This is a genomic window from Streptomyces sp. NPDC088124 (assembly GCF_040685895.1).
Taxonomy (GTDB): domain Bacteria; phylum Actinomycetota; class Actinomycetes; order Streptomycetales; family Streptomycetaceae; genus Streptomyces.
In genome coordinates, this window is record NZ_JBFBJB010000016.1 from 141135 (window position 1) to 161917 (window position 20783).

The 20783-nt window shown below is 66.1% G+C and carries 12 protein-coding genes; all 12 read left to right on the plus strand.

Annotated elements, in window-relative coordinates; all coding sequences use genetic code 11:
• The first annotated feature begins 181 nt into the window (after positions 1 to 181).
• Positions 182 to 823, plus strand: a complete 642-nt coding sequence (locus AB0P17_RS15810) for a hypothetical protein (protein WP_365811270.1) — start codon at positions 182 to 184, stop codon at positions 821 to 823.
• A gap of 19 nt (positions 824 to 842) precedes the next feature.
• Positions 843 to 1553: a hypothetical protein gene (locus tag AB0P17_RS15815; protein ID WP_365811272.1), complete on the plus strand. Its 711-nt coding sequence runs from the start codon at positions 843 to 845 to the stop codon at positions 1551 to 1553.
• 63 nt (positions 1554 to 1616) lie between these two features.
• A complete protein-coding gene (locus tag AB0P17_RS15820) occupies positions 1617 to 2195 on the plus strand; it encodes a hypothetical protein (protein WP_365811273.1) in 579 nt (192 codons plus the stop codon).
• The gene (locus AB0P17_RS15825; protein ID WP_365811275.1) at positions 2195 to 3244 is read left to right on the plus strand and encodes a hypothetical protein; all 1050 of its coding nucleotides are present in this window, start codon (positions 2195 to 2197) and stop codon (positions 3242 to 3244) included. The genes AB0P17_RS15820 and AB0P17_RS15825 overlap by 1 nt, the downstream gene beginning before the upstream one ends.
• A gap of 94 nt (positions 3245 to 3338) precedes the next feature.
• A complete protein-coding gene (gene mobL, locus AB0P17_RS15830; RefSeq protein WP_365811276.1) occupies positions 3339 to 5627 on the plus strand; it encodes a relaxase MobL in 2289 nt (762 codons plus the stop codon).
• Positions 5628 to 5765: 138 nt separating this feature from the next.
• Positions 5766 to 6308: a hypothetical protein gene (locus tag AB0P17_RS15835; protein ID WP_365811278.1), complete on the plus strand. Its 543-nt coding sequence runs from the start codon at positions 5766 to 5768 to the stop codon at positions 6306 to 6308.
• A gap of 720 nt (positions 6309 to 7028) precedes the next feature.
• Positions 7029 to 8291 carry an MFS transporter gene (locus AB0P17_RS15840; protein WP_365811280.1) on the plus strand — a complete coding sequence of 421 codons (1263 nt, stop codon included), beginning with the start codon at positions 7029 to 7031 and terminating at the stop codon, positions 8289 to 8291.
• Between the two features lie 51 nt (positions 8292 to 8342).
• The gene (locus AB0P17_RS15845; RefSeq protein WP_365811282.1) at positions 8343 to 8564 is read left to right on the plus strand and encodes a hypothetical protein; all 222 of its coding nucleotides are present in this window, start codon (positions 8343 to 8345) and stop codon (positions 8562 to 8564) included.
• A 274-nt stretch (positions 8565 to 8838) separates the two neighbouring features.
• Entirely contained in the window at positions 8839 to 10110 is a 1272-nt protein-coding gene (locus AB0P17_RS15850; RefSeq protein WP_365811284.1) for an ATP-grasp domain-containing protein, read from the plus strand.
• 117 nt (positions 10111 to 10227) lie between these two features.
• Positions 10228 to 13173, plus strand: coding sequence for an AAA family ATPase (locus AB0P17_RS15855; RefSeq protein ID WP_365811286.1), 2946 nt, complete (start codon positions 10228 to 10230; stop codon positions 13171 to 13173).
• Between the two features lie 256 nt (positions 13174 to 13429).
• Positions 13430 to 15367, plus strand: coding sequence for a hypothetical protein (locus AB0P17_RS15860; protein WP_365811288.1), 1938 nt, complete (start codon positions 13430 to 13432; stop codon positions 15365 to 15367).
• A gap of 136 nt (positions 15368 to 15503) precedes the next feature.
• Positions 15504 to 20630 carry a type IV secretory system conjugative DNA transfer family protein gene (locus AB0P17_RS15865; protein ID WP_365811290.1) on the plus strand — a complete coding sequence of 1709 codons (5127 nt, stop codon included), beginning with the start codon at positions 15504 to 15506 and terminating at the stop codon, positions 20628 to 20630.
• The last annotated feature ends 153 nt before the right edge of the window (positions 20631 to 20783 follow it).

Here is a 20783-nt window from a genome sequence, read left to right on the forward strand (position 1 = left end):
ACTCACATTGCCGATAGAGTTTCATTGATATTTGAGTGGAAGAGCGAGTTAATGATCAATGGCATCGACACAGACCGGTGAGTCGAGTGGAGACGCGAAGCGCAAGACGCACTTCGTTGCGCCGTCCGCGTCCTCGCCGGAGGGCGCGGACACTCCTGAGCCGACGGAGCCCGCGGGCGGCATGCGGAAGCGCACCCTCGTAGCCGGCGCGAGCATGGGTGTGGGCGCGCTGCTGTGCTTCGTACCCTCCGCGGGGTTCTCCGGCACTCAGGGCGCGGTGAGCGATACGGCTGCGCCGGAGATCTCGTCCCCGCTGGAGCAGATCGGGATCACCGAGGTGAAGACGGCGGCGCTGCCGGAAGCCTACGACGCCGAGCGCGGTCTGACCGCGGCCCTGACTGCGGCTGGTCAAGTCGCGGAGTTGCAGAACGACTACCGGCACCTGACTCCCCACGTTGCGGCGGATGGCGGCAGGCTCGACACGGCGTTGTCGCATTCGACGCTGCGTAACCTCACGCCCTACTTCGCCCCCTCGGTACACCAGGCGGACCTGGGGCCGTGGTACCTGCTCGCCAGTGACAAGGACGTGGCGGCTGGTGTCGGGATCCCGGCGAGCTTCCATTCCGGCTTCGAGTGGATTGTCCAGGTGCCTTACCTGGTCAATGACGACAGCACCGTCACGGTGACCTGGCTGGCGATGGAGACCAGGACGAGTGCGGGCGAGAAACCGGCGGTGCTGGCCTGGGCCCGCGCCGATTACGACCTGGTCCGCAAGGCGTTCGTGAGCATCCAGACGGCACGACGGCCACAGGCGAGGCCCTGAAGCAGGAGGTGAAGGTACCGTGAACGAGGCGATCAAGGACAGGCTGCACCAGCACTCCGGGAAGATCCTGCTCGGCGGCACCGGGGCGCTACTCGCGCTCTCGGTGTTCACGCTCGCCTCCGACCTGCTCAGCAACGGCCCGGCCGCGACGGACACCCAGGCCGACGCACTGGTCCAGAAGCTCGAAGGCAACCTCGACGACGCCAAGACCAAGCTGGCGGCGCAGCACGCGGCGCTGCTGGCCCAGGTGCCGGGCATGGACATCGAGCGGGTGAACCGTGACAGGGCGACTGGGCGGTCGCTTCTGCTCAGTCTCACCGGCAGCTCGACTTCGACCCGATCCGTCAAGGAGCAGCAGGTGCTGCTCGACGCGCGCCACGGCTTCCTCGACCACGAGTCCCGGGTACTCACCGAGTTCGTGCCGGAGTGGATGACGGCGACCGGAGCCACCAAGAACGCCGGGGCGACGTACACGCTTGGTGATCTGGACATTGATGTGAGTCGGGTGCGGGGCCTGAACTACTCCTACACGGGGGTGGCCCAGCTCGATCCGGTCCGCGTTGGACCGGATCAGAACAGTGCTGCCAGGGGCGAGTTCGCGGTCTTCACCTATTCCACCTCTCAGGACCGCACGGTGACGTTGCTGGACGTCTATCTGGCCTCCACCAAAATCCGCGATGCCCTCGCTGCCGCCAGCAAGGAACGGCCCTCCCCCAAGCCGACCGGGTAAGTGGAGCGCCCGCCGCTTCAGCACGCATCCCAGAAGACCCCGACGAGACGTAAGGACACGAACATGTCGACCCAGGCCCTGGAGAAGACCGAGACGACCGCCCCGACCAGCACGGCCGCGACGGCCGCGACGGCCGCGACGGCCGCGACGGCCGCGACGGCCGCGACGGCCGCGACGGCGAAGAAGACCACGGCGAAGGCCGTGAAGAAGCAGAAGGACTCGAAGCTGCGCACCGGATGGCGGCGTCTGGTCCCGAAGAAGGAAGCCGGCCGGTTCTCCGTCGTGGTGTGGGCGGGGTTCTTCCGGGCCATCGTCCTTCTCGCCGACTACCTGCTGGCGTTCGTCACGGCCGTGGTCATCATCCCGCTGCTGGGCGCATGGCTGCACCAGCAGTCGGGAGCCTCCCGGGGTGCGCTCAGTGCGGACGGAACCGTTGCCATGTGGCTGATGCCGCTCCTCTTCCTGGTCGCACTGCTCGCCGCGGGCGAGATCGTCGTCATGCGGGGCATGTGGCGCTGGGCAACGCGGATGATCGCGAAGATCCGGGACGCCCGGGGAGAGGTGACCGGGACCGACGTCACACCGAGATCCACGGCGAGGACCACCAACCAGAGCAAGGTCAACCGCAAGAGGAGCAAGTGATGCGCACCGCAGGGCTGACGATGAACAACGTATGGGCCCACCGTGTCCTGCGTGAACGGGGAGTGGAGACGTACCGGCTGGAGGGGGTGACCGCCGAGCTCGGCGTCATGGTCGAATCGCTCGAACTCAGGCACCGGGGGAAGGAGGAGAACTACCGTCCGTATCTGCATATGACGGGCGAGCTCCGCTCGGTCACCCCGGCCAAGGCGCTACCGTTCGGCATCTCCCAGGTGACCTACTCCCCGGGCCAGGGCGAGAAGGTAGACGCCTTCTACGAGTTCGATGACCAGCAGCTGGCCGTGCTCGTCAGTAAGGGCTACTTCGCGAGCGGCTTCGCAGTACCTGAGCAGGTCACTGGGATCGAGTGGGAGTTGCCGGCCACGGCGGACATGCTCGTGCTCGCTCCGTCGGGGGCGCAGACCGAAGGCGATGCGCCCGTGGTCTTCACCCAGGTCCACGGTATCGGGGGCTTGGAGATCGGTCTCGAGTCCAGCGGCTACGACCTCGCCGGCTACTTCGCCGACCACTCCAGGAACGGCGTCCCGCGGACGGAGACTGTGGTCGATACTCGCGGACTGAAGGCGCGCTCGGACGCGATCAACTCGCTGTTCACCGAGGACGAGCTGGGCCTGGACATCGGCGTCGAGCAGATCGTCGGAGCGCCCGTGCCCGAGGCAGCCCCGGTCGTCGACGGCATGAGTGCTCGCCTGCAGCGGATCGAGGCGGAGATCGCCGCCGAACGGGAGCAGTACCAGACCGAGCGGGCGAGCACCGAGGGCACCACGGAGAACCTCTACCGGGAGCGCGTGGCTGCACCACTGCACAGGGCCGAAGCGCAGAAGGAGATGCCGTTCGCTCCCACGGTCCCGGGCTGTCAGGCGCAGCGCGACCTGGACCTGGATCTCGACGTGGAGACAGAGGGGGAGCAAGAGACCCGTCGACGTGAGGTCGAGACAGTCCTGAGCCTGGACGAGCGCAAGCGTCAGGTGGCCCAGCGTGCGGCCGGTCTGGACCTCGGTGAGGACGGCGAGCAGAGCCTGAGTTCCTGAGGACAGATCAGGCATGAGGCATACGGCCCCGGTTGCTGGCGGACGGCAGCCGGGGCCGTAGTGCACCGGTACCGAGACAGGAAGGAGAGCGGCGATGAGCCTGAAGCAGGGCATCGTGATCGTCAATGAGTTCAGCGTGCCGCTGCCCGGCGGCAAGGGCTCGCGCGGCGCGACGCCGGGCGACTACATCACCCGGTACATGGCCCGCGATCAGGCGACGGAGTCACTGGCTCCGATCCAGCGCCTGCGCACCGACGACTTCATTCTGCGCTACATGGCACGGGAGTCAGCCGTCGAGCGCGTCGGTGTCTCGCGGGGCGCGGCAAAGCGTGAGATGCGCCAGGCCCAGGGCAAAGCGGGCGTGGCATTCGGCTACGGCTCGGTCTCGCTCTCCGACGAACAGCTCACGGCGGCCAGCAAGGACATCCAGCACTACTTCGACGCCGGGCACACCGTACTGAAGACCGTGTTGTCCTTCGACGGGGAGTACCTGCGGAAGCACAAGATCGTCGACCAGGACTTCCACTGCGAAGCCCGCGGTGACTACCGCGGGCATGTCGATCAGATGAAGCTGCGCATGGCAATCATGCACGGCGTGGACCGCATGAGATCGGGCACCAGCGGCTTCGACGACCTGCGCTACGTCGGGGTCATCCAGGTCGACACCGAGTACGTGCACTGCCACCTGGCGATGGTCGACTGCGGCCGGGGCCGGGTGACGAAGAACGGCACACAGCGCGGAAAGCTGCTGGACCGGCACAAGTCCCGGCTTCGCCGCGGCATCGATGCCTGGCTGGACGAGAAGCAGGCGGTGGCTCACCTCTCCAGTGCCGTCGGTTACGAGCGACGCAACGTCACCACTTTCATCAAGCGGTGGGCGCACGAGCGGATCCGTGCCGAGTCTCTGGCGCAGTTCGTGCTCGCCTGCCTGCCGGCGGACCGAACGCTGTGGCGCGCCGGCTCGAACGACGCTCGGATGCGCAAGGCTAACGAGCTGGTGACCGAGCTCGTGAAGGAGCAGCTCGAACGTGCCGGGTCCCCGATGCCGGAGGCCATGGAGCGAGTCGTGGACTACGCCAACGAGCGCCGGGTGAAGGAGTCACTGGACACGGAGGAATGGCAGAAGCTGGTCGAGTGGGGACGCGTACAGATCGTGGAGCGCGCCGTCAACGGCGTCTACCAGATGCTGAGGGCCATGCCGGAGTCGGAGCTGCGCGTACGCACGCCGATGCTCGACGTCATGGGGATGGACTATCAGCAGATGGCGATGCTCGCCGCGGACCGGCAGGGCGAAGAGGAGAATGCTGAGGTCGGTTTGGTCTCCTTCGGCTTCCGACTGCGCAGCTACGCCTCACGTCTGCAGCATCACCGGGAGAAGGCCGAGGTCTACCGCGACCTCGCGCAGCAGTGGGAACGGGCCGAGGAGGCCGGCGTGGCCGCTGAGGACTCGCGCCCGCTCTACGACTTCTACCGCTTCGAGGAGAACTACCACCGGCAGCTGATGAGCAAGTACCGGTGCTTCCTGCCCATCCTCGACGACGCCGACCAGTGGTCCGAGCAGCAGCGGGAGGTGGCGGCCTACGGCCAGCGGCTGCTTTCGCTCATGTCGCTGCGCGCGGACACCTCCCTGCAGCGGATGAGGGACCCGGAGGAAGCTGAGAGCCTGGGCCGGACGATCTACGATCAGCCCGGCGGCAGGCTCCTGACCGGGGGCGCGCACGGCCGGGCGGTGCTGGACGCGCGCATCCGGAGGATGAAGCAGTCCTATGACCGGAAGCTGGACGACCTGCGGGCTGAACTCGCTTCCTCCGGCCTGGTGCTGCGCGTGGCGTCGAGCGCCGAGGATCCGGCGAGTGCGGATGCTGACGTGGTCTGCACGGACTTTGAGATTGTTGCCGGTGCCGCGTATGACCTCGAGGAGGTCAAGGCCCTGGATCTGCACCACCTGGGCTACGACTTCGTCACCGACGTCGAGATCGGGCCGCACGCACGCCAGACCTTCTTCGAGACAACCAGTGATCGCCGGCGGCTGCTGCTGGCGGCGATGGACTACCTGGACCGGTCCGGCCAGGCCGAGGCAATTCCCGATCTGCCGGTGGACGATGTTGCAGCGATGACACGGGTCTTCCAGGAGCTGACGCTTCAGCGGACGGATGAGGGATCTGGCGCGCTCGTGTTGCGTTCCCGGATCGCAGAGCTGCGTGCCGAGCGCGAGCAGACCGAGCGGATGCGGCGGTCCAAGGCTTCGTCGCTGGACGCTGGCCTCGTCGTGCGGGTCCAGGACCAAGTCGATCAGGCTGTGACCACAGCGGATGCCAGGACGGCATTCAACTCGCAGTCGCCCCACATGCTGACCAACTTGGAACGCAACCAGAAAGACTAGTCGTCGCCCTTATCGAATGCCCTATGAGAGTATTAGTGTGAAGGCTGTTCGACAGGGACTCAATGTCTTGTTCGGACGATGCGACTGATCGCGGCCGACTCGTCAGAGGGCAGTCGGAACGAACGGAGGGAAGAGATCATGGCACTTCTCAAGGGCAAGGGCGCGATGACCGGAGTCAACCTCATCGCGAAGGTCTACAAGAACGGCATCACCAAAGACGGCAAGTCCCAGTACGCCGACGTCCAGCTTGACGCTCGAGATCCGCGCGGTCCGGAGCAGACGAACCTGCACCTGAAGTCCGATCAGGTTCAGGGCGAGGACGGCAAGGTCCGCTACAACAACGGCGTTCCGTACTCCACCGGTCAGATGGAGGAGATTATCAAGGCCGCAGGTCCGAACACCGAGCCGATCCTGAACAAGGACGGCAACGAGGTCGGCACCATCTACGGCTTCAAAGGCAACGTAATGCCCGCGACGCGCGGCACTGGCCTGGTGGTCAACACCAAGTCCATCGTGGCCTCCGAGTTCAAGGTCGACGCCAAGACGCTGGACAACCAGTTCGCGTCCACGCGCGCCGCCCACGAGGCGCGGGCGGCAGCCAAGGAGTCGCTGGCTCCGGCCCCTGAGGCCAAGCAGGAGCAGGCAGCCGAGGCAGAGGCCAACGAGCCGGCGGTCGGCTGAGACCGCGGTCCAGTCAAGCCTTATTCGAAAGGCCCCTGGATGCCACTTGGCGAACTCGCCGTCGCCGCAAGCGGAATGCTCGCTGACGGCCTCGCCGCCATGGGCGCCTCGACGTACTCGCGGCGCCGCTCCCGTCAGGGCGATAAGCCGGCTTCGCACGGCTGATTCACAGATCCCCAGCGCGTGCACCCGGAATGACAAAAGTCTCTCCGCGATCGGCCCCAGCGTGGCCTACAAGATGACGGACCACCCAGAACGCTGCCGCGTGGAGCGATGGGGCCGATGCGCCGCGACCTGGCCACGTGCCAGGCCCGCAGTCCAGGCCCGCAGTCCAGGCCTCGGCGATGCTGGCGCCCGACAACGCGCCCATTGCCTGACCACCGACCTCCCGCCGAGGCACACCCCCACCCAACTACACCCCTTTTGGGAAGGTTTGTACATGTCTGCACGTCGCGCAGCCGTGCCCACCGCCACTGCGGCCGTTCTCGCCCTGCCGCTGCCGTCCGCCCCGGCGGCCACCACTGCGCCGAAGACGGTGTGGTCCTGCCCGGACAACCCGCCGCTGCCGTACACGCTCCACGCCAGCGCGGTGACCATTCCCTCGAAGGCCACCACCAAGTCGACAGCCGTCGGAGTCCATTACAAGTCACCCCCGCCCCTCTGCTCCTGCCTCTCTTCCGCGCAGGTACCGTCATGCTCCCCTTCGCCGTTCCTGTGCCGATGACGCGCAGCTCGTTGATGCGCGCCAGCGACGCCCTGGCCACCCAGACCGCCACCTACGCCATCCCCCTGCTCATCCTGGTGACGACCGGCTCCACCGCCCTGACCGGCGCCGCCTTCCTGCTGGAATGGCTGCCGCGGCTGGCCGCCTTTACCATCGGCGGGCCCCTGGTCGACCGCTTCCGCGCCGACCGCGTCTTCCGCGCCGCCGCCCTCGCCCGCACCCTGCTGTGCGCGGCCGCGGCTGGCGCCCTGGTCGTCCTGCCCGCCGCCAGCATCGCGGCGACCGCCGTCGTCATGACCGTCGGCGCCGCTGGCGGACTGCTTTCCCAGGCCTGCTTCGTCGCCGTCGAGACCCTCGGCGCGCATGCCAGCCGCGCTGCCGGGGCGGACGCCCACCGCGTGCAGTCTGTACAGATCGGCATCGACCAGAGCGCCCTGCTGGCCGGCCCGCTCCTCGGCGGCCTGCTGCTGGCCGTCGACCCCACGCTGATGCTCACCGCCGTAGCCGCCCTGTCGGCCATCGCCGCCGCCAGCACGATCCCCGCTCCCACCACCGCGGCTGGCCCCGGTACCGGGGTGCGCGCCGTGACGGCCAGCCTGCGCACCGGATGGCGCACCGTACAGTCCATCCCCGCCCTGGTCTGGCTCGTCACCGGCCTCGTGGCCAGCAACCTGGCCCTCGCCGTTACCCAAGCCAGCGCCCCGATCACCGTCATGACCGGCTACGGGCACTCCTCCATCGCGGTCGGCGCGGTCTGGAGTGCGGCCGGCCTGGTCTCCCTCGCCGCCGTCGCCGCCTGCCGCCGCGCCATCGACCACTTCGGACTGTGGCCGGTCGGCGCCGTCGGCGCTGCCACCGCCTGCGCCGCCTGCCTGGCCACCGCACTGGCCCCCAACCTCGCCGTGTACGCGGTGACCATCGGCATCCTGATGGCCGGTGAGGGCGCGCTGACCGTCGTGCTGCGCACCCTGCGCGCCCGCCTCATCCCCGCCGCCGTCTTCGGCAGCACGCTCAGCGTGACCATCGTCCTCATCGTACTGCCGATGCCCGTGGCCGGCGCTCTGGTGGCCGTCCTGCCCGCCAGCGCCCTGCCCGGCCTGCTCCTTGCCTGCGCCGTCCTGCAGGGCGCGGCCATGGCCCTCGCCTTCCGCGGCCTGTGGCACCACCGCGCCTCCTACGCGCCGAGTCGAACAGCCGCAGATCCCACGGCCACCGACCCCCCGACCGCCGCCCAGACCGACGCACTGCGCACGGCCTGATCCCACCTCCAACCCGCCCGTCCCACCGGGGAGTTCACCGTGTCCCACCCCATGCTTCTCGTTATCGGCCCCGGCCCGCGCCCCCTGCGCGGCTGCCTGCTGGAGCAGACCGCCGCCCACTACCCGCTGCTGCTGATCAACGACGCGCCCCCGACCTGGCAGAGGCCCTACGTCATCGACCACGAAGTCACCGATCTCAGCGACCCGATCGGGCGGCCTGTCGTCGACAACGTATACCTCGGCGCCGAAGAGGGGCCGGTGGATTCCAAGTGACCGGCCACGAGACGTTCGGGACCGCCCGGCACGAGGCGCCACTGCGCTCCGTACCCGCTTTCGTCGCCGCGGCCGACATCCTCAACCGGATCTCGCCCTCCCACGCCCCGGTCTTTACGTCGGAATCTGGGGGACCACCCTGGCCACCGCCGTACTGCTCGCCTTCTCGCTCGCGGGATGGTGCCTGGCCGCAGCCGCCGTCTGCCTCCCGCTGAAGGCCCTGACCAAAACCACCCTGCCCTCCCCAGCCTCCTGACCTTCCTGGAGCCCTCCCATGGCAACCACGCCCAAGCCCCTGCTGCTCCTTGGAGCAGGCGGAACTTCCCCCGCCTATCGCCTCGCACTCCTGGCGAGCATTGCCGCCGCCTACCCCGTCGTCCTCGCGGACGCGAACGCCCCCGACTGGACCCGCCCCTACCTGATCGATCACATCCCTGTCGACCTCACCGACACCGAAGCCACCGCAGCCCGGGTCAAGACCTACGCCGCACACCACGATTTGAGCGGCGTGATGACCTACATGGAGCACCACGTCGTCACCACGGCCCTCCTCGCGCAGCAGCTCGGGCTGCCTGGCGCCAGCCCTCAGTCCATGGAGGCCTGCCGGGACAAGGCGGCCACCCGCCGCCTCCTGGACATGCACGGCGTGCCCTCCGCCCGCTCGGTGCTGGCCGACGACGCGGACACTGCCGTCGCATGGGCCGCGGAAAACGGCTTCCCCGTCATGGTCAAACCCCGCGCCCAGGCAGGCAGCGCCGGCGTGATGCGGGCCAACACCCCCTCCGAAGTACGGGCCGCCTTCGACCGGGCCCGCCGGGAGACCGTTCTCGGCCTCGACGCCTACGGACCCCAGGGAGTACTGGTCGAGGAGTTCCTGGACGGCCCGGAAATCAGTGTGGAGACGGCAGTCCTCGGCCCGAGCAACAGCCGCATCATCGCCGTCACCCGCAAGCGGGTCGGGCCGCCGCCCACCGCCCAGGAATACGGGCACTGCGTCGATGCCCACGACCCTCTGCTGGCCGACCCCGAACTCGCCCGCCTGATCACTGCCGCCGTCGACGCCGTCGGCGTGACCTGCGGATCCCTGTGCATCGAGGTCATGCTCACCGCCCGCGGTCCGCGCATCGTCGAGATCAACGGCCGTCCGGGAGGCGACCTGCTCCACGTCCTGATCGATGAGGCACTGGGCCTGAACCTGGCCCAGATCGCGGCGGACATCGCCACCGGCACCCGCCCACGACTGCAGCCCATTCGCGCACGCAGCGCAGCCATCCAGTTTCTCTACCCGGACCTCACCGGCGCCCTACAACACCTGGCAGCCCCGAGCCGACTGACCGATCGCGACTGGCTGGAGCGACTGGTGATCACCAAAGAGCCGGGAGCTCATGTCGCAGCGCCACCGGCAGCCACCTACGACGACCGCCTCGCGCACTGGATCGTTCGCGGCGCCGATCCCGCGCAATGCGCGGCACGCCTGAGCCAGATCGAAGACGCACTGGAACTGCTCATCGCCCCACCGGTCCACACGACCGCCTGCAGCCGATAGAAACCGCACCAGCACACAGAACGAAAGGCCCCGGAGTCCAATCCGAGGACCTTTCACTTTCGCTATTCAGCACCCCATTTAATGCGACTCGGTATAGAATTTCGGCCGATTTTCCAGTTGAATCACAAGTCCAGTCGAGAGGCCTTGCGCGGCATGTTCCATGAGGCGCAGCCCAACGAGCGCTACCCACTCCTGTCCAAGCTCTCGGAGCCACTGAAGAAAGCCGAGCGCGACATCGTCGGCCGTGAACACGAGACGATGCAGCTGCTGGCCTCGATGAGCCGCCCCGAGCTGTGCAATGCGCTTCTCCTGGCCGAGGCCGGAACGGGAAAGACCGCATTGGTCCAGGCCACGATGCTCGTAGATCCGGATCGCCTCTACCTGGAGGTGGACCCGGCGCGTATGATCTCCGAGGCGGGCAACGCCGAGAACATGGCAGCGAAGCTCAAGGGCTTCTTCGACGAGGCCGAGGACTTCGTCAAGGACGAGAAGCACGAACTGGTGCTCTTCATCGACGAGTTCCACCAGATCATCCAGCTCTCCGACGCCGCCGTCGAGGCGATCAAGCCGGTCCTCGCGGCTTCGGGAACCCGAGGCATCAGGATCATCGCGGCGACGACCTACGAAGAGTTCCACAAGCACATCGCGCCGAACCAGCCGCTCGTCGAGCGCCTGCAGCGCATCAACCTCAACCCGCCGGACCAGGCGACGACCATCAAGATCCTGCAGGACATGGCCGAACGGTACGGGGCGGCCGACGAGTTCTACGACGACCACATCTTCCGGCAGATCTACGAGTACACCCAGCGGTACATGCCGGCCAGCGCCCAGCCGCGCAAGTCGATCCTCGTGCTCGACTCCATGTTCGGCTGGCATCGGCTGACGCACCGGCCGATGGACCGGGACCTGCTCTCGGACGTGCTCATGGAATCCCTGAACGTGAACGTCGCGTTCCGGGTCGACGGCGCGAAGATCAAGCGGCAACTGGACGCCAAGGTGTTCAGCCAGGACTGGGCGACCGGCGCGGTGGCGCGTCGTCTGCAGTTGTCGGTGGCCGACCTCAACGACAAGGGAAAGCCGATGGCGAGCCTGCTGTTCACGGGATCGACAGGAACGGGGAAATTCTGTATCGACTCGACGCAGGTTCCTGTCTACTCGAGCGACGGCGAGACCACCTGGAAGTTGCACGGCGACCTGGCCCCGGGCGACAGAGTGTTCGGTCGCCAAGGCCGCCCGGTCGAGGTGCTCGGACACTTCCCGCAGGGCATGCAGGACGTCTACCGGGTCACGCTCTGGGACGGCCGGACTCTCGACGTTGGAGGACCGCACTTGTGGACGGTCTACACAGCCAAGCAGCGGTCGAAGAAGCATGCGGGCAAGGACGTCGCGCCGATGGTCCTGAGCACGCAGGAAATGGTCGAGCGTGGCGTCGTGCGCGCCTACCCCGGCGACTCTCGGGAGGATCTGAAGTTCTTCATCCCGGCGAACGGGCCGGTGCACTGGCCGGAGCAGGACTTCGACGTCGACCCGTACGCCTTGGGCGTCCTCATCGGCAACGGGTGCCTCACTGAGACGCAGCTGACGCTCTCGTCTGACAGGGACGACGCCGACCACACCGTGTGGACGGTGGGCGAATGGCTGGGATCGGCACCGAAGTCGTACGGGCACAACTACAGCTGGGTCTTCCCTGTCGGTGTTGGCCCGGTGGAGGACCGCCGCGATTCGCTGTACCAGACGAAGGACGTGCTCGCCTCGGTTCCCGATCTGATCGGTGCGCGCTCGGCGGAGCGCCGTATCCCGGAGAGGTACAAACACGGATCGGTACAGCAGCGGTGGGCTCTGGTGCGGGGCCTTTTCGACACCGACGGATCGATCGGCGCCTCGAACGACCGCTTCAACGTCTCGTACTCGACGCTCTCCAAGGGGCTCGCGGAGGACCTCAGGGAGGTGCTGTTCTCGCTCGGCGTCTCGAACACGATCAAATCGTGGACACGCACGAAGGAGGGCGGGCGCGAACTGACCGAGTACGGCGTGCACGTGAAGGTCGGCAACGAGGATAAGGCCCGGCTCTTCTCCCTCCCCCGCAAGCACGAGATCGCACAGCGGGCGGTCATCGACACCTCGGGTCGTAAGCGCGTGAAGAAGTTCGACATGGTCGGCATCGCGTCGATCGAGAAGCTGCCGGAGCAGCAGAACTCGTCGTGCATCTACGTCAACGACGAGGAGCATCTCTACCAGGCTGGTCAGTTCGTGGTCACGCACAACACCGAGTTGACGAAGCAGCTGGCGCGACTGCTGTTCGGCGATGACCAGCGGCACCTGATCCGGTTCGACATGACGGAGTACGCCGAGGACTCGTCGTTCGCGGCGTTCCGTTCTGAGCTCACCAAACGCGTGTGGGACCTCTCCCACGCTGTGCTGCTTTTCGACGAGGTCGAGAAGGCATCGGCGATGGTCACGCGCGTGCTGCTGCAGGTGCTCGACGACGGCCGGCTCAACGACGACAACAACCGCGAGGTGAGCTTCCTCAACACCTACATCGTGCTGACGACGAACGCCGGCTCGGAGATCTACAAGGACATCGCACAGTACGCGGCGGACGACACCGGGTCGGGCAAGCAGCTGCTGAAGTACGAGAAGCTCATCCGCCGCTCGATCTCCTCGACGACAGGCAACAACCGGATCCCGCCCGAGCTGTTGGCCCGTATCGACGCGATCGTGCCCTTCCAGCCGCTGTCGCTGCCGACGCAGCAGAAGATCGTGCGGGAGAAGCTGCTCCAGATGGTGCAGGAGGTGTTCGTCAAGCACAACGTGCGGGTCGACGTCGATTCGAGGGTCCTGCAGTACCTCATCGAGGACAAGGGCGACACCGACTCCGATGCCGGTGGCGCACGTGCGGCCGTGTCGAAGCTGACCGACGAGGTCACCACCGCGGTGGCGACGTTCCTCAACGAGCACCCAACGCAGCGACAGATTCGCATCGACGTCGTCGGCGACCTGGTCAGCGACGACAAGAACCTGCTGAGTTCCGACGCCTACGTCGAGGTCAGCGCGGTGCGATGAGTCAGCCAAGGACAACGGAAATCACTTGACCGATTAGTCGATAGACCATTCATGACCTTTTAGTTGCCTACGGCGATAGGGCGAAGATAGGGTGCACATAAATCAGATGAGCCGTGTTCTTTAAGCGAAGGGATCGGCATCAATGGGCATTCCGGGAACGGCATCGGTCCGCCAGAGGAAGGTACGCAAGAAGAAGCCCGACGAGCTTCTGGCCTCCGTGGTGAGAGAGACGGCGATCCCGGCTGCAGTCGAGCTGATGCGGTCAAACACTCCGTTCGTCCTTCCCAGCGGTACGGCCTGGGTGATGCTCGTGCTCGCAGCCGACTCGATCGGCGGCTTGAGCAAACGGCACGGCCGGGACGAGGCGAAAGGCTCGATCATCGAGCTCATCAGCTCCGACCAGATCAGCACGGTGGCCACGGCGGAGATGATCGAAGAGGAAGTCTTCGGCATCATCCCTACCGGCAAGACTCTCGAGCGCGTGGAGGAGTACGCGCTGCTCACCGGCGCCGCCTACACCTGGGCCGTCGTGTGGCAGAAGCCCAGCGGCGATCTCCTCGTCGATCTGGTGAACGATGCGACCTTCGCGCAGGCCCGCTCTGTCATCGCGGGCACCACGAGTCTCGAAGAGGCCCTGGGTGAGAAGGCGTGGGCGGAGCACAGCGGCCTGGTCGTCGAGGTCGGGGCCACCGGCACTGCCCCCGCGGTCCTTGAGGAGGACGAGGGGGACGCGATCTTCGACGAGATCCCCGGTGACGAGGGGGCTGGCGAGGGCCTTGACGACGAGCCGCTCTTCAGCGACGCCATCGACGATGAGGGGGCGGACGCACCCATGTTCGACCAGGACGATGCGGGCGTCGCGCCGGTCCAATCGGGGCCGGACCACGACGACGAGGCGGTCGGCTACGAGGGTTTCGACGAGACCGACGCCGACTACGGCATCGAGGGTGACTACCAGGAAGCCGTCGGCACTGTGCTGCCGGTCGATCAAGCCCAGGTGCGCGACGTCATCGCCCGCCGGTTCCTCTCCGAGGAGCTGAACCTGGACGTCCGGCTCGATGAGTTCAACGCGACCTTCGCCATCGGCGCACCGGTCGTGCAGATCGCTGTGCCCGAGGGCGCGACGGAGTGGCTCGGGGACCAGGTCGCCCAGCTCAACAGGCAGGCCAACGCCGACCTGACGCAGCTCCGTTCCGCCCACGAGGACGAGCTGCGGGCACTCTACGTCAACCTCATGTCGGCGCACACCGAGCAGGTCATCCGCGATGTGGCCACCGACCGCGCCGGCTCCCGGTACAAGCTGCTGAAGGACGCCGCCGAGTCCGAGCACCAGCAGCGGCAGGCGGAGAAGGACGAGAAGATCCGGGCCCGCCGGGCGGAGATCGCCAAGGACTACGAGTCACAGGTCTCCAAGGTGGCCCAGCAGGCGGCGCTCTCGGCGGAACTGCACTACAGGGAGCGCAACCGCCCGAAGATGGAGCGCGATCAGCTCGACTCCGTCGCCGTGATCGAACGGGACATCGAGGATACCCACGCGCACAACCAGCAGGAGATCCTGCGTGTCCGGCGTTCGGACGCGACGCTGAAGATGCAGACCGGGCAGACGCGGATCTTCGACGTGCTGGCCGAGCGCCAGTCTGAGTACCTGGCGGCCGAGGAAGGGCGACTGAACCAGTGGAAGTCCGAAATCCAGCGGATCGTCGACGACAACCGCAAGGCCGACATCGCCCAGTCCGAGACGCTGGCCGAGCACCTGCGGACGAAGGACGAGATAGGCGTCCTGCGCCGGGAGCAGCAGAACCTCCTGGAGTCGGTGCGCGCTGAGCACGCCGACCGGATCCGCCGGATGGAGGAAGAGGTCGAACGCAGCCGCAAGGACGCCATCACGCAGATGACCGCTCGGGACACCGAGTGGATGCACAACCTCGACCTGGAGAAGGCGAAAACCAACTCTCAGGTGGCGCGGGCCACCGACCTGCTCCAGCAGCTGTCGACGGTCGAGGAATCCGTGGCCAAGCGGTACCAGGTGCGTCTGACCGAGATGCAGGCTGACAAGGAGTCCTATGCCAACGAGCTGGCGCGGGCCTCCGAGATACAGAGCCGCTCGAACAAGATCCTCGTGGTCATGATCGTCACGCTCTCGCTCCTGATGAGCGTGAGCGGCTTCATCGTCGGGGTGGTCGTGACCCGTTGAGCGATCCGGTCAGGACCGACGGGGTGATCTTACGGCGCATGGGGTGCGTTCCCCATGCGCCGTCGGCGTCTGCGCAGGCAGGCGCATTGGACAGCAGGAAAGCAGAACGGGCAAGACCCGAGAGCAAGGGATCACGATGGCCACGAACAGGCGGAAGGCGGCACGGCCTGAGGCGAGCAGCTGGGACAAGATCTCCGCGCGGTCGCCCGGCGAGACGCTGACGAACCGAGACGTCTACGACAACCAGCAGCTCGACCGCAGCAAGTTCTCGCCCCTGAGGTCGACCAGACCGGGCATCGTCGTCGCGGTGATTGCCGGCGTACTGGTGACGGTCGTCGTCTGGGTCCTCTACTCGCTCATCGCCACGGTGGCGCTCTCGGCGGGCGCGTCCGCGGGTTCGGGCGGGCCGGACAGCAGCACTGGCAAACCGAGCGCGTACTACACCCAGGACACCACGACGGGTGCGGGTGGCTCGGTCGTGAAGTGCTACCGGCCTCTGGCCAAGGACGGCACCCTGGACGTGAAGGCGAGGTGTTATCCCAGCACCGAGGCTGTCCCGGTCCCCCGCTGGTACACCGCGGCGAAGGATGGCAGGCCCGGCGCCGAGAGGCCGTCCGAGCCGAAGGAGCGCTCGACGACTGTCGGCGAGCAACTGGCCGACGTCTCGGGGTTCAAGCTCTTCATCGCGCTCGGCTCGGGTCTGCTGGTCGGCCTCATCATCGGCACGTGGTTCTCGCGGAAGGTCGCTGCGGCGAACCTGATGAACGACACGAGCGACATCAACCAGTACCACAACGACCAGCACATCGCCCTGCCGGAAGAGATCCAGCAGAACTACGACTGGTTTCCCGACGCCGGTGCTCACTCGAGCGTGCAGGCCAGCTCGATGCTCAGCCACATGATGCTCCGGAAGAAGGGCCTGGGCACCGTCGAGGTCGCCCAGCTCGCCGAGAAGGACATCATCGACGAGGAGGGGAACCTCGTCTACTACGCCGGCGAGGTCATGGACGACGACGAGGGCAGTCCGCTGACGCAGACCCTGCCGATCATCGACGAGGACTTCGGCGACGAGCTGTTCGAGGCATCAGGGATCCCCGAGGACAAGAGGCTGCGTCAGAAGTACGACACCAGGCTGATCCCGTACAACCCTGACGGCAGGAACCGGGACAAGCGCGGCTTCGGGTCGGACAAGTACAAGACCGTCGCTGACCTGATCAGGCAGGACTGGACGTTCCCGGCGTACGAGGTCCAGCGCCCGGCCGGGGCATACGTGGTCGATACGGCGCCGGTGAACACCATGGTGCTGGCCATCACCCGGGCCGGCAAGGGCCAGACCTACATCGAGCCGGTCATCGACATGTGGTCGCGGGAGAAGAAGCCTTCGAACATGGTCATCAACGACCCCAAGGGTGAGTTGCTGGTGAAGAACTACGTGCCCCTGGTCACCCGCGGGTTCGAACCGGTGCAGTTCAACCTGATCAACTCCATGAAAACCGACATCTACAACATCCTGGGGCTGGCGGCCGACGCGGCGCGTGAGGGCAACTTCACCAAGTGCGCACTGTACGTGGAGAACATCGCCGGGATCTTCTTTCCCCTCGACGGCAGCGAGGACCCAGTCTGGCCCAATGCCGCCAACAACGCCTTCAAGCGCGCGGCCTACGGACTCATCGACTTCTACCTGGAGGAGGAGCGTGAGCTACGCAGCGCTGCAGCCGTGCTGAACATGGACCTCGCCCTGGTGGAGCAGAAGCTCGACGACCTCTGGGGCAAGGTCACCCTCTACAACTGCTACCAGCTCTTCGTGCAGATGAGCTCCAAGAAGATCAAGAACCCCGAGGCCGAACTGGAGAAGCGGGTCAAGGCCGGCGAGTTCGAGAACAACGAGGACGCCCTGGCCGAGGAGCAGGAGAAGGCGGCGGCCCAGGCCTTCATGTGGGAGGGCAAGGCTGATCAGGACATGCTCAGCCTGTACTTCAACGCGAGCGAGGAGCTGCCCCGCAACAACATGCGCACGCTGGTGGGCAACGCCCACAACGCGCTGCGCTCGATGGCCGGCGCGGAGAAGATGCTGGCCTCGGTGTACGGCATCGCCATCACCGCCATGTCATTCTTCACCGACCCCACGATTTCAACGCTGACCTCGGGCAAGCCCTCGCAGAACACCGACCTGGCCGGCCTGAGCTTTCCGCGGCGCCTCGGTGTGCGCTTCGCGCCGAACTACGTCAAACGCGACCACCTCGTCGGACAACAGGCCGTGTGGTCGGCCTATGCGGACCCGATGTTCACCGAGAACCTGGGCGAGGACTTCACACACGAGGAGATCGTCGGCCGCGAGGGCTGGGCGCGGTACAACTTCAAGGGCAAGTTCCCCAACGACGAGGCCTGGCTCAAACTGGAGCTGGTCAACCCGCAGACCAAGATGCTCGTGCGCACCTTCTACTTCAGCTTCACGAAGAACTACCGGCTCTCGCTCAACGGCCGCCACTACGTGGTCGAGCCGGTGACGGGCAAGAAGATCGTGAAAAACGGTGTGATGCGTGAGCTCAAGCCGGTACGCGAGGGCGGCGCCCAGGACGGGAAGACCCTCTCCTTCCAGCCCGGGGACACGCTCTACCCGGACACACGGCTGGACTTCTCCGGCGGCGGCAACCCGGAGAAGGTCTCGTCCCAGGCACGGGCGATCACCCAGACACTGGCGCGCTACTCGGAGTCCCCGAAGGCACTGTTCCTGGTGACTCCGCCTCACCTGATGAAGTACGCGAAGCTGATCCTGATCCTGGTCAAGCAGCTGTTCGACGTGAGCGCCGACCAGGCGTACATGACCAAGTCGAACCAGAAGCCTCTCTACCGCACGCGGTTCATGCTCGACGAGCTCGGCAACCTGCAGTCGGACGGCAAGGGCATCGACGGCTTCGCGACGATGCTCTCCATCGGCCTGGGGCAGGAGCAGCAGTTCACGCTCATCCTGCAGACCTTGCAGCAGCTGCGCGACGTCTACGGAGAGAGCGTCGACAAGATCGTGCAGGGCAATGCTGCTCCGCTTCACTCTCTCATCGCCACCCCTACGGGATGGAAGCGTATGGGCGACATAAAGGTCGGCGACGAGGTGCTCACACCGTTCGGCACGGTCACCACGGTGACCGGGGTCTATCCGCGAGGTGTACGTCCGGTCTACCGGCTCACCCTGCGTGACGGTTCTTCGGCCGAGTCGTGCAACGAGCATCTGTGGTCGATCGAGCGCTGGAAGTCCAGCGTGAAGTACCTGGAAGGGAAGACCGAGGACGGCAAGAGGGCGTACGTCGGCGGCAATGACGGCCAGACCGCCGAGCGTGTCACCGAGATCGTCACCACTGATGAGCTGAAGTCGCGCGTCGACAAGGGTCGTCAGGTCGATCTGCCTCGAATCATGCCGGTGGCCTACCCGGAGGCCGACCTTCCGATCGCCCCATACGTTCTGGGTGCTCTCATCGGGGACGGGCATATCGGCAAGGCTGGTTTCTCCTGGCTCTCGTGCAACGACGAAGAGATCGTGGAGGAGATTCGTCGTCGCGGCCACACGGTCTCGGAGTACAAGGTCAAGGACGGACACTGCTTGACGTACAGCGTCCTTGGAGTCAGCAAGCACCTGCGCGAGCTCGGCATCGCGGGTAAACGCTCGTGGGAGAGGTCGATCCCGGGGGCGTACCTGTTTGGTTCGGTGCAGCAGCGGACCGACCTGCTGAGCGGTCTCATGGACACCGGCGGCACGATCAGCCGCAAGGGCGAGATGGAGTTCACCTCCGCGAGTCGCGAGCTGGCTGAGGACGTCCAGATTCTCGTGCGCTCCTTGGGCGGTCGTGTGGCGATCAACGTCAAGACGAACGTCACGTACACCTCGCCGAACCAGCCGATGCCGAAGGAGGCCAGGGACGCCTACCGCGTGCAGAACATCCGGCTGCCCGAGATCAACCCCTTCCTGCTCTCGCGCAAGGCGGAGCGCTGGCGCGACCGTGCACGCGGATTCAATCGTGTCGTCAGCGTCGAGTACGTGCGAGACGAGGAGGTGCAGTGCATCCGGGTCGCCGACGAGCGGCATCTCTACCTCACCGACGACTTCATCCCGACGCACAACACCTCGAACATCGTGTTCCTGAAGTCCACGGACGACTCGATGATCGAGACGCTGGAGAAGATGAGCGGCAAGACGCACCGGTCGTACAGGGACAGCAAGCAGATCAGCCAGGATCTCGACAAGGTCATCGGCGGCAAGACCGAGGGCCGGGTCTCCTACACGATGAACACCAAGGAGGAGCCGCTGATCAGCTACAACGACATGGCATTCCTCGCGCCGCGCAACTCGATCGTCTTCCGGGCAGGCGACGCGCCGATCTGGAACCGCAACCAGACGATCCTGCCGATGTCGTTCCGGCTGCTGGGGAACACGATCAAGCACCCGGGGCACACGTACTCACTGCAGACGATCCCGACACTGTCCAGTGCCATGGACTTCGACGTACGGATGAACCAGCCGGACTTCGTGAAGATGCTGGAGAAGCGTATGCGGCAGGCGGTCAGGGCCGCGGACGCGAAAGCGCAGTACAAGGAGATCTACGGCTACCAGGAGGTCGACATCGAGCGCCTGGACCCGGATGTCTACGCCGACGAGGTCATGGAGGTGATCACCACGATGACCACGGTCGACGAAGGCCAGGACCCCAACGTCCCGGTGGTCGTCGACCCCGACGAGTACGCCGGGATGAGCATGTTCGACGAGGACCAGTTCATCGAGAACGTCGAGGTCGGGGTCGCGGTAGCCGAAAGTCGGGCGGTCAGCGTCGAGCGGCAGCGTCTGCTCTACGCCGAGGGAACGATCAGCAAGGAGATGCTGGTCAACCCCGACGGCTCAGCGAAGGTCAAGAGCCTGGACATCGAGATCGGTGAGGCCTATAAGTCGGCGCAGACCGAGTTGGAACAGGATCGCGAGCACTTCTCGGTCGGCGGCGACGGCGAGCTGCGCAGCGCGGATGGGTCCCAGACGTACATCAGCCGGATCCGCTCGGACGCGTACGCCCGCGCGGCCCGCCGGATCAACGGTCATGTGAACGACGTGGACTCGCGGGTGTTCGCCGAGGAGGACGTCACCGAGCAGGACCTGAAGTCGCTGGTGACGGTGAAGGTCCACTCGGCCTTCTACCAGTATCTGGCCTCGCTGCCGAGCTGGGAGGTGCTGGCCGACGGCCGGTTCGACCGGGCCATGGCCATCGAGATGAACTCGAAGTAGCCGGCGCCCCCTCGGGGTGCCTGGCGAGGATCACCACCAGTGCCGAGGCCGTCTCTCGACTAGGAGAGATCACCTCGGAACTGGCCTTTCAATAGACCTGTCGCTTCCTTTTAATAGAGCGGCTAGTATCTATGAATACTTATGTGAATCCGA

What these genes read in the sequence shown, in the direction of transcription:
- AB0P17_RS15810 (WP_365811270.1), top strand. Translation starts at nt 182, where the DNA reads ATGCGGAAGCGCACCCTCGTAGCCGGCGCGAGCATGGGTGTGGGCGCG.
- AB0P17_RS15820 (WP_365811273.1), top strand. Translation starts at nt 1,617, where the DNA reads ATGTCGACCCAGGCCCTGGAGAAGACCGAGACGACCGCCCCGACCAGC.
- AB0P17_RS15825 (WP_365811275.1), top strand. Translation starts at nt 2,195, where the DNA reads ATGCGCACCGCAGGGCTGACGATGAACAACGTATGGGCCCACCGTGTC.
- mobL (WP_365811276.1), top strand. Translation starts at nt 3,339, where the DNA reads ATGAGCCTGAAGCAGGGCATCGTGATCGTCAATGAGTTCAGCGTGCCG.
- AB0P17_RS15835 (WP_365811278.1), top strand. Translation starts at nt 5,766, where the DNA reads ATGGCACTTCTCAAGGGCAAGGGCGCGATGACCGGAGTCAACCTCATC.
- AB0P17_RS15840 (WP_365811280.1), top strand. Translation starts at nt 7,029, where the DNA reads ATGACGCGCAGCTCGTTGATGCGCGCCAGCGACGCCCTGGCCACCCAG.
- AB0P17_RS15845 (WP_365811282.1), top strand. Translation starts at nt 8,343, where the DNA reads ATGCTTCTCGTTATCGGCCCCGGCCCGCGCCCCCTGCGCGGCTGCCTG.
- AB0P17_RS15850 (WP_365811284.1), top strand. Translation starts at nt 8,839, where the DNA reads ATGGCAACCACGCCCAAGCCCCTGCTGCTCCTTGGAGCAGGCGGAACT.
- AB0P17_RS15860 (WP_365811288.1), top strand. Translation starts at nt 13,430, where the DNA reads ATGCGGTCAAACACTCCGTTCGTCCTTCCCAGCGGTACGGCCTGGGTG.
- AB0P17_RS15865 (WP_365811290.1), top strand. Translation starts at nt 15,504, where the DNA reads ATGGCCACGAACAGGCGGAAGGCGGCACGGCCTGAGGCGAGCAGCTGG.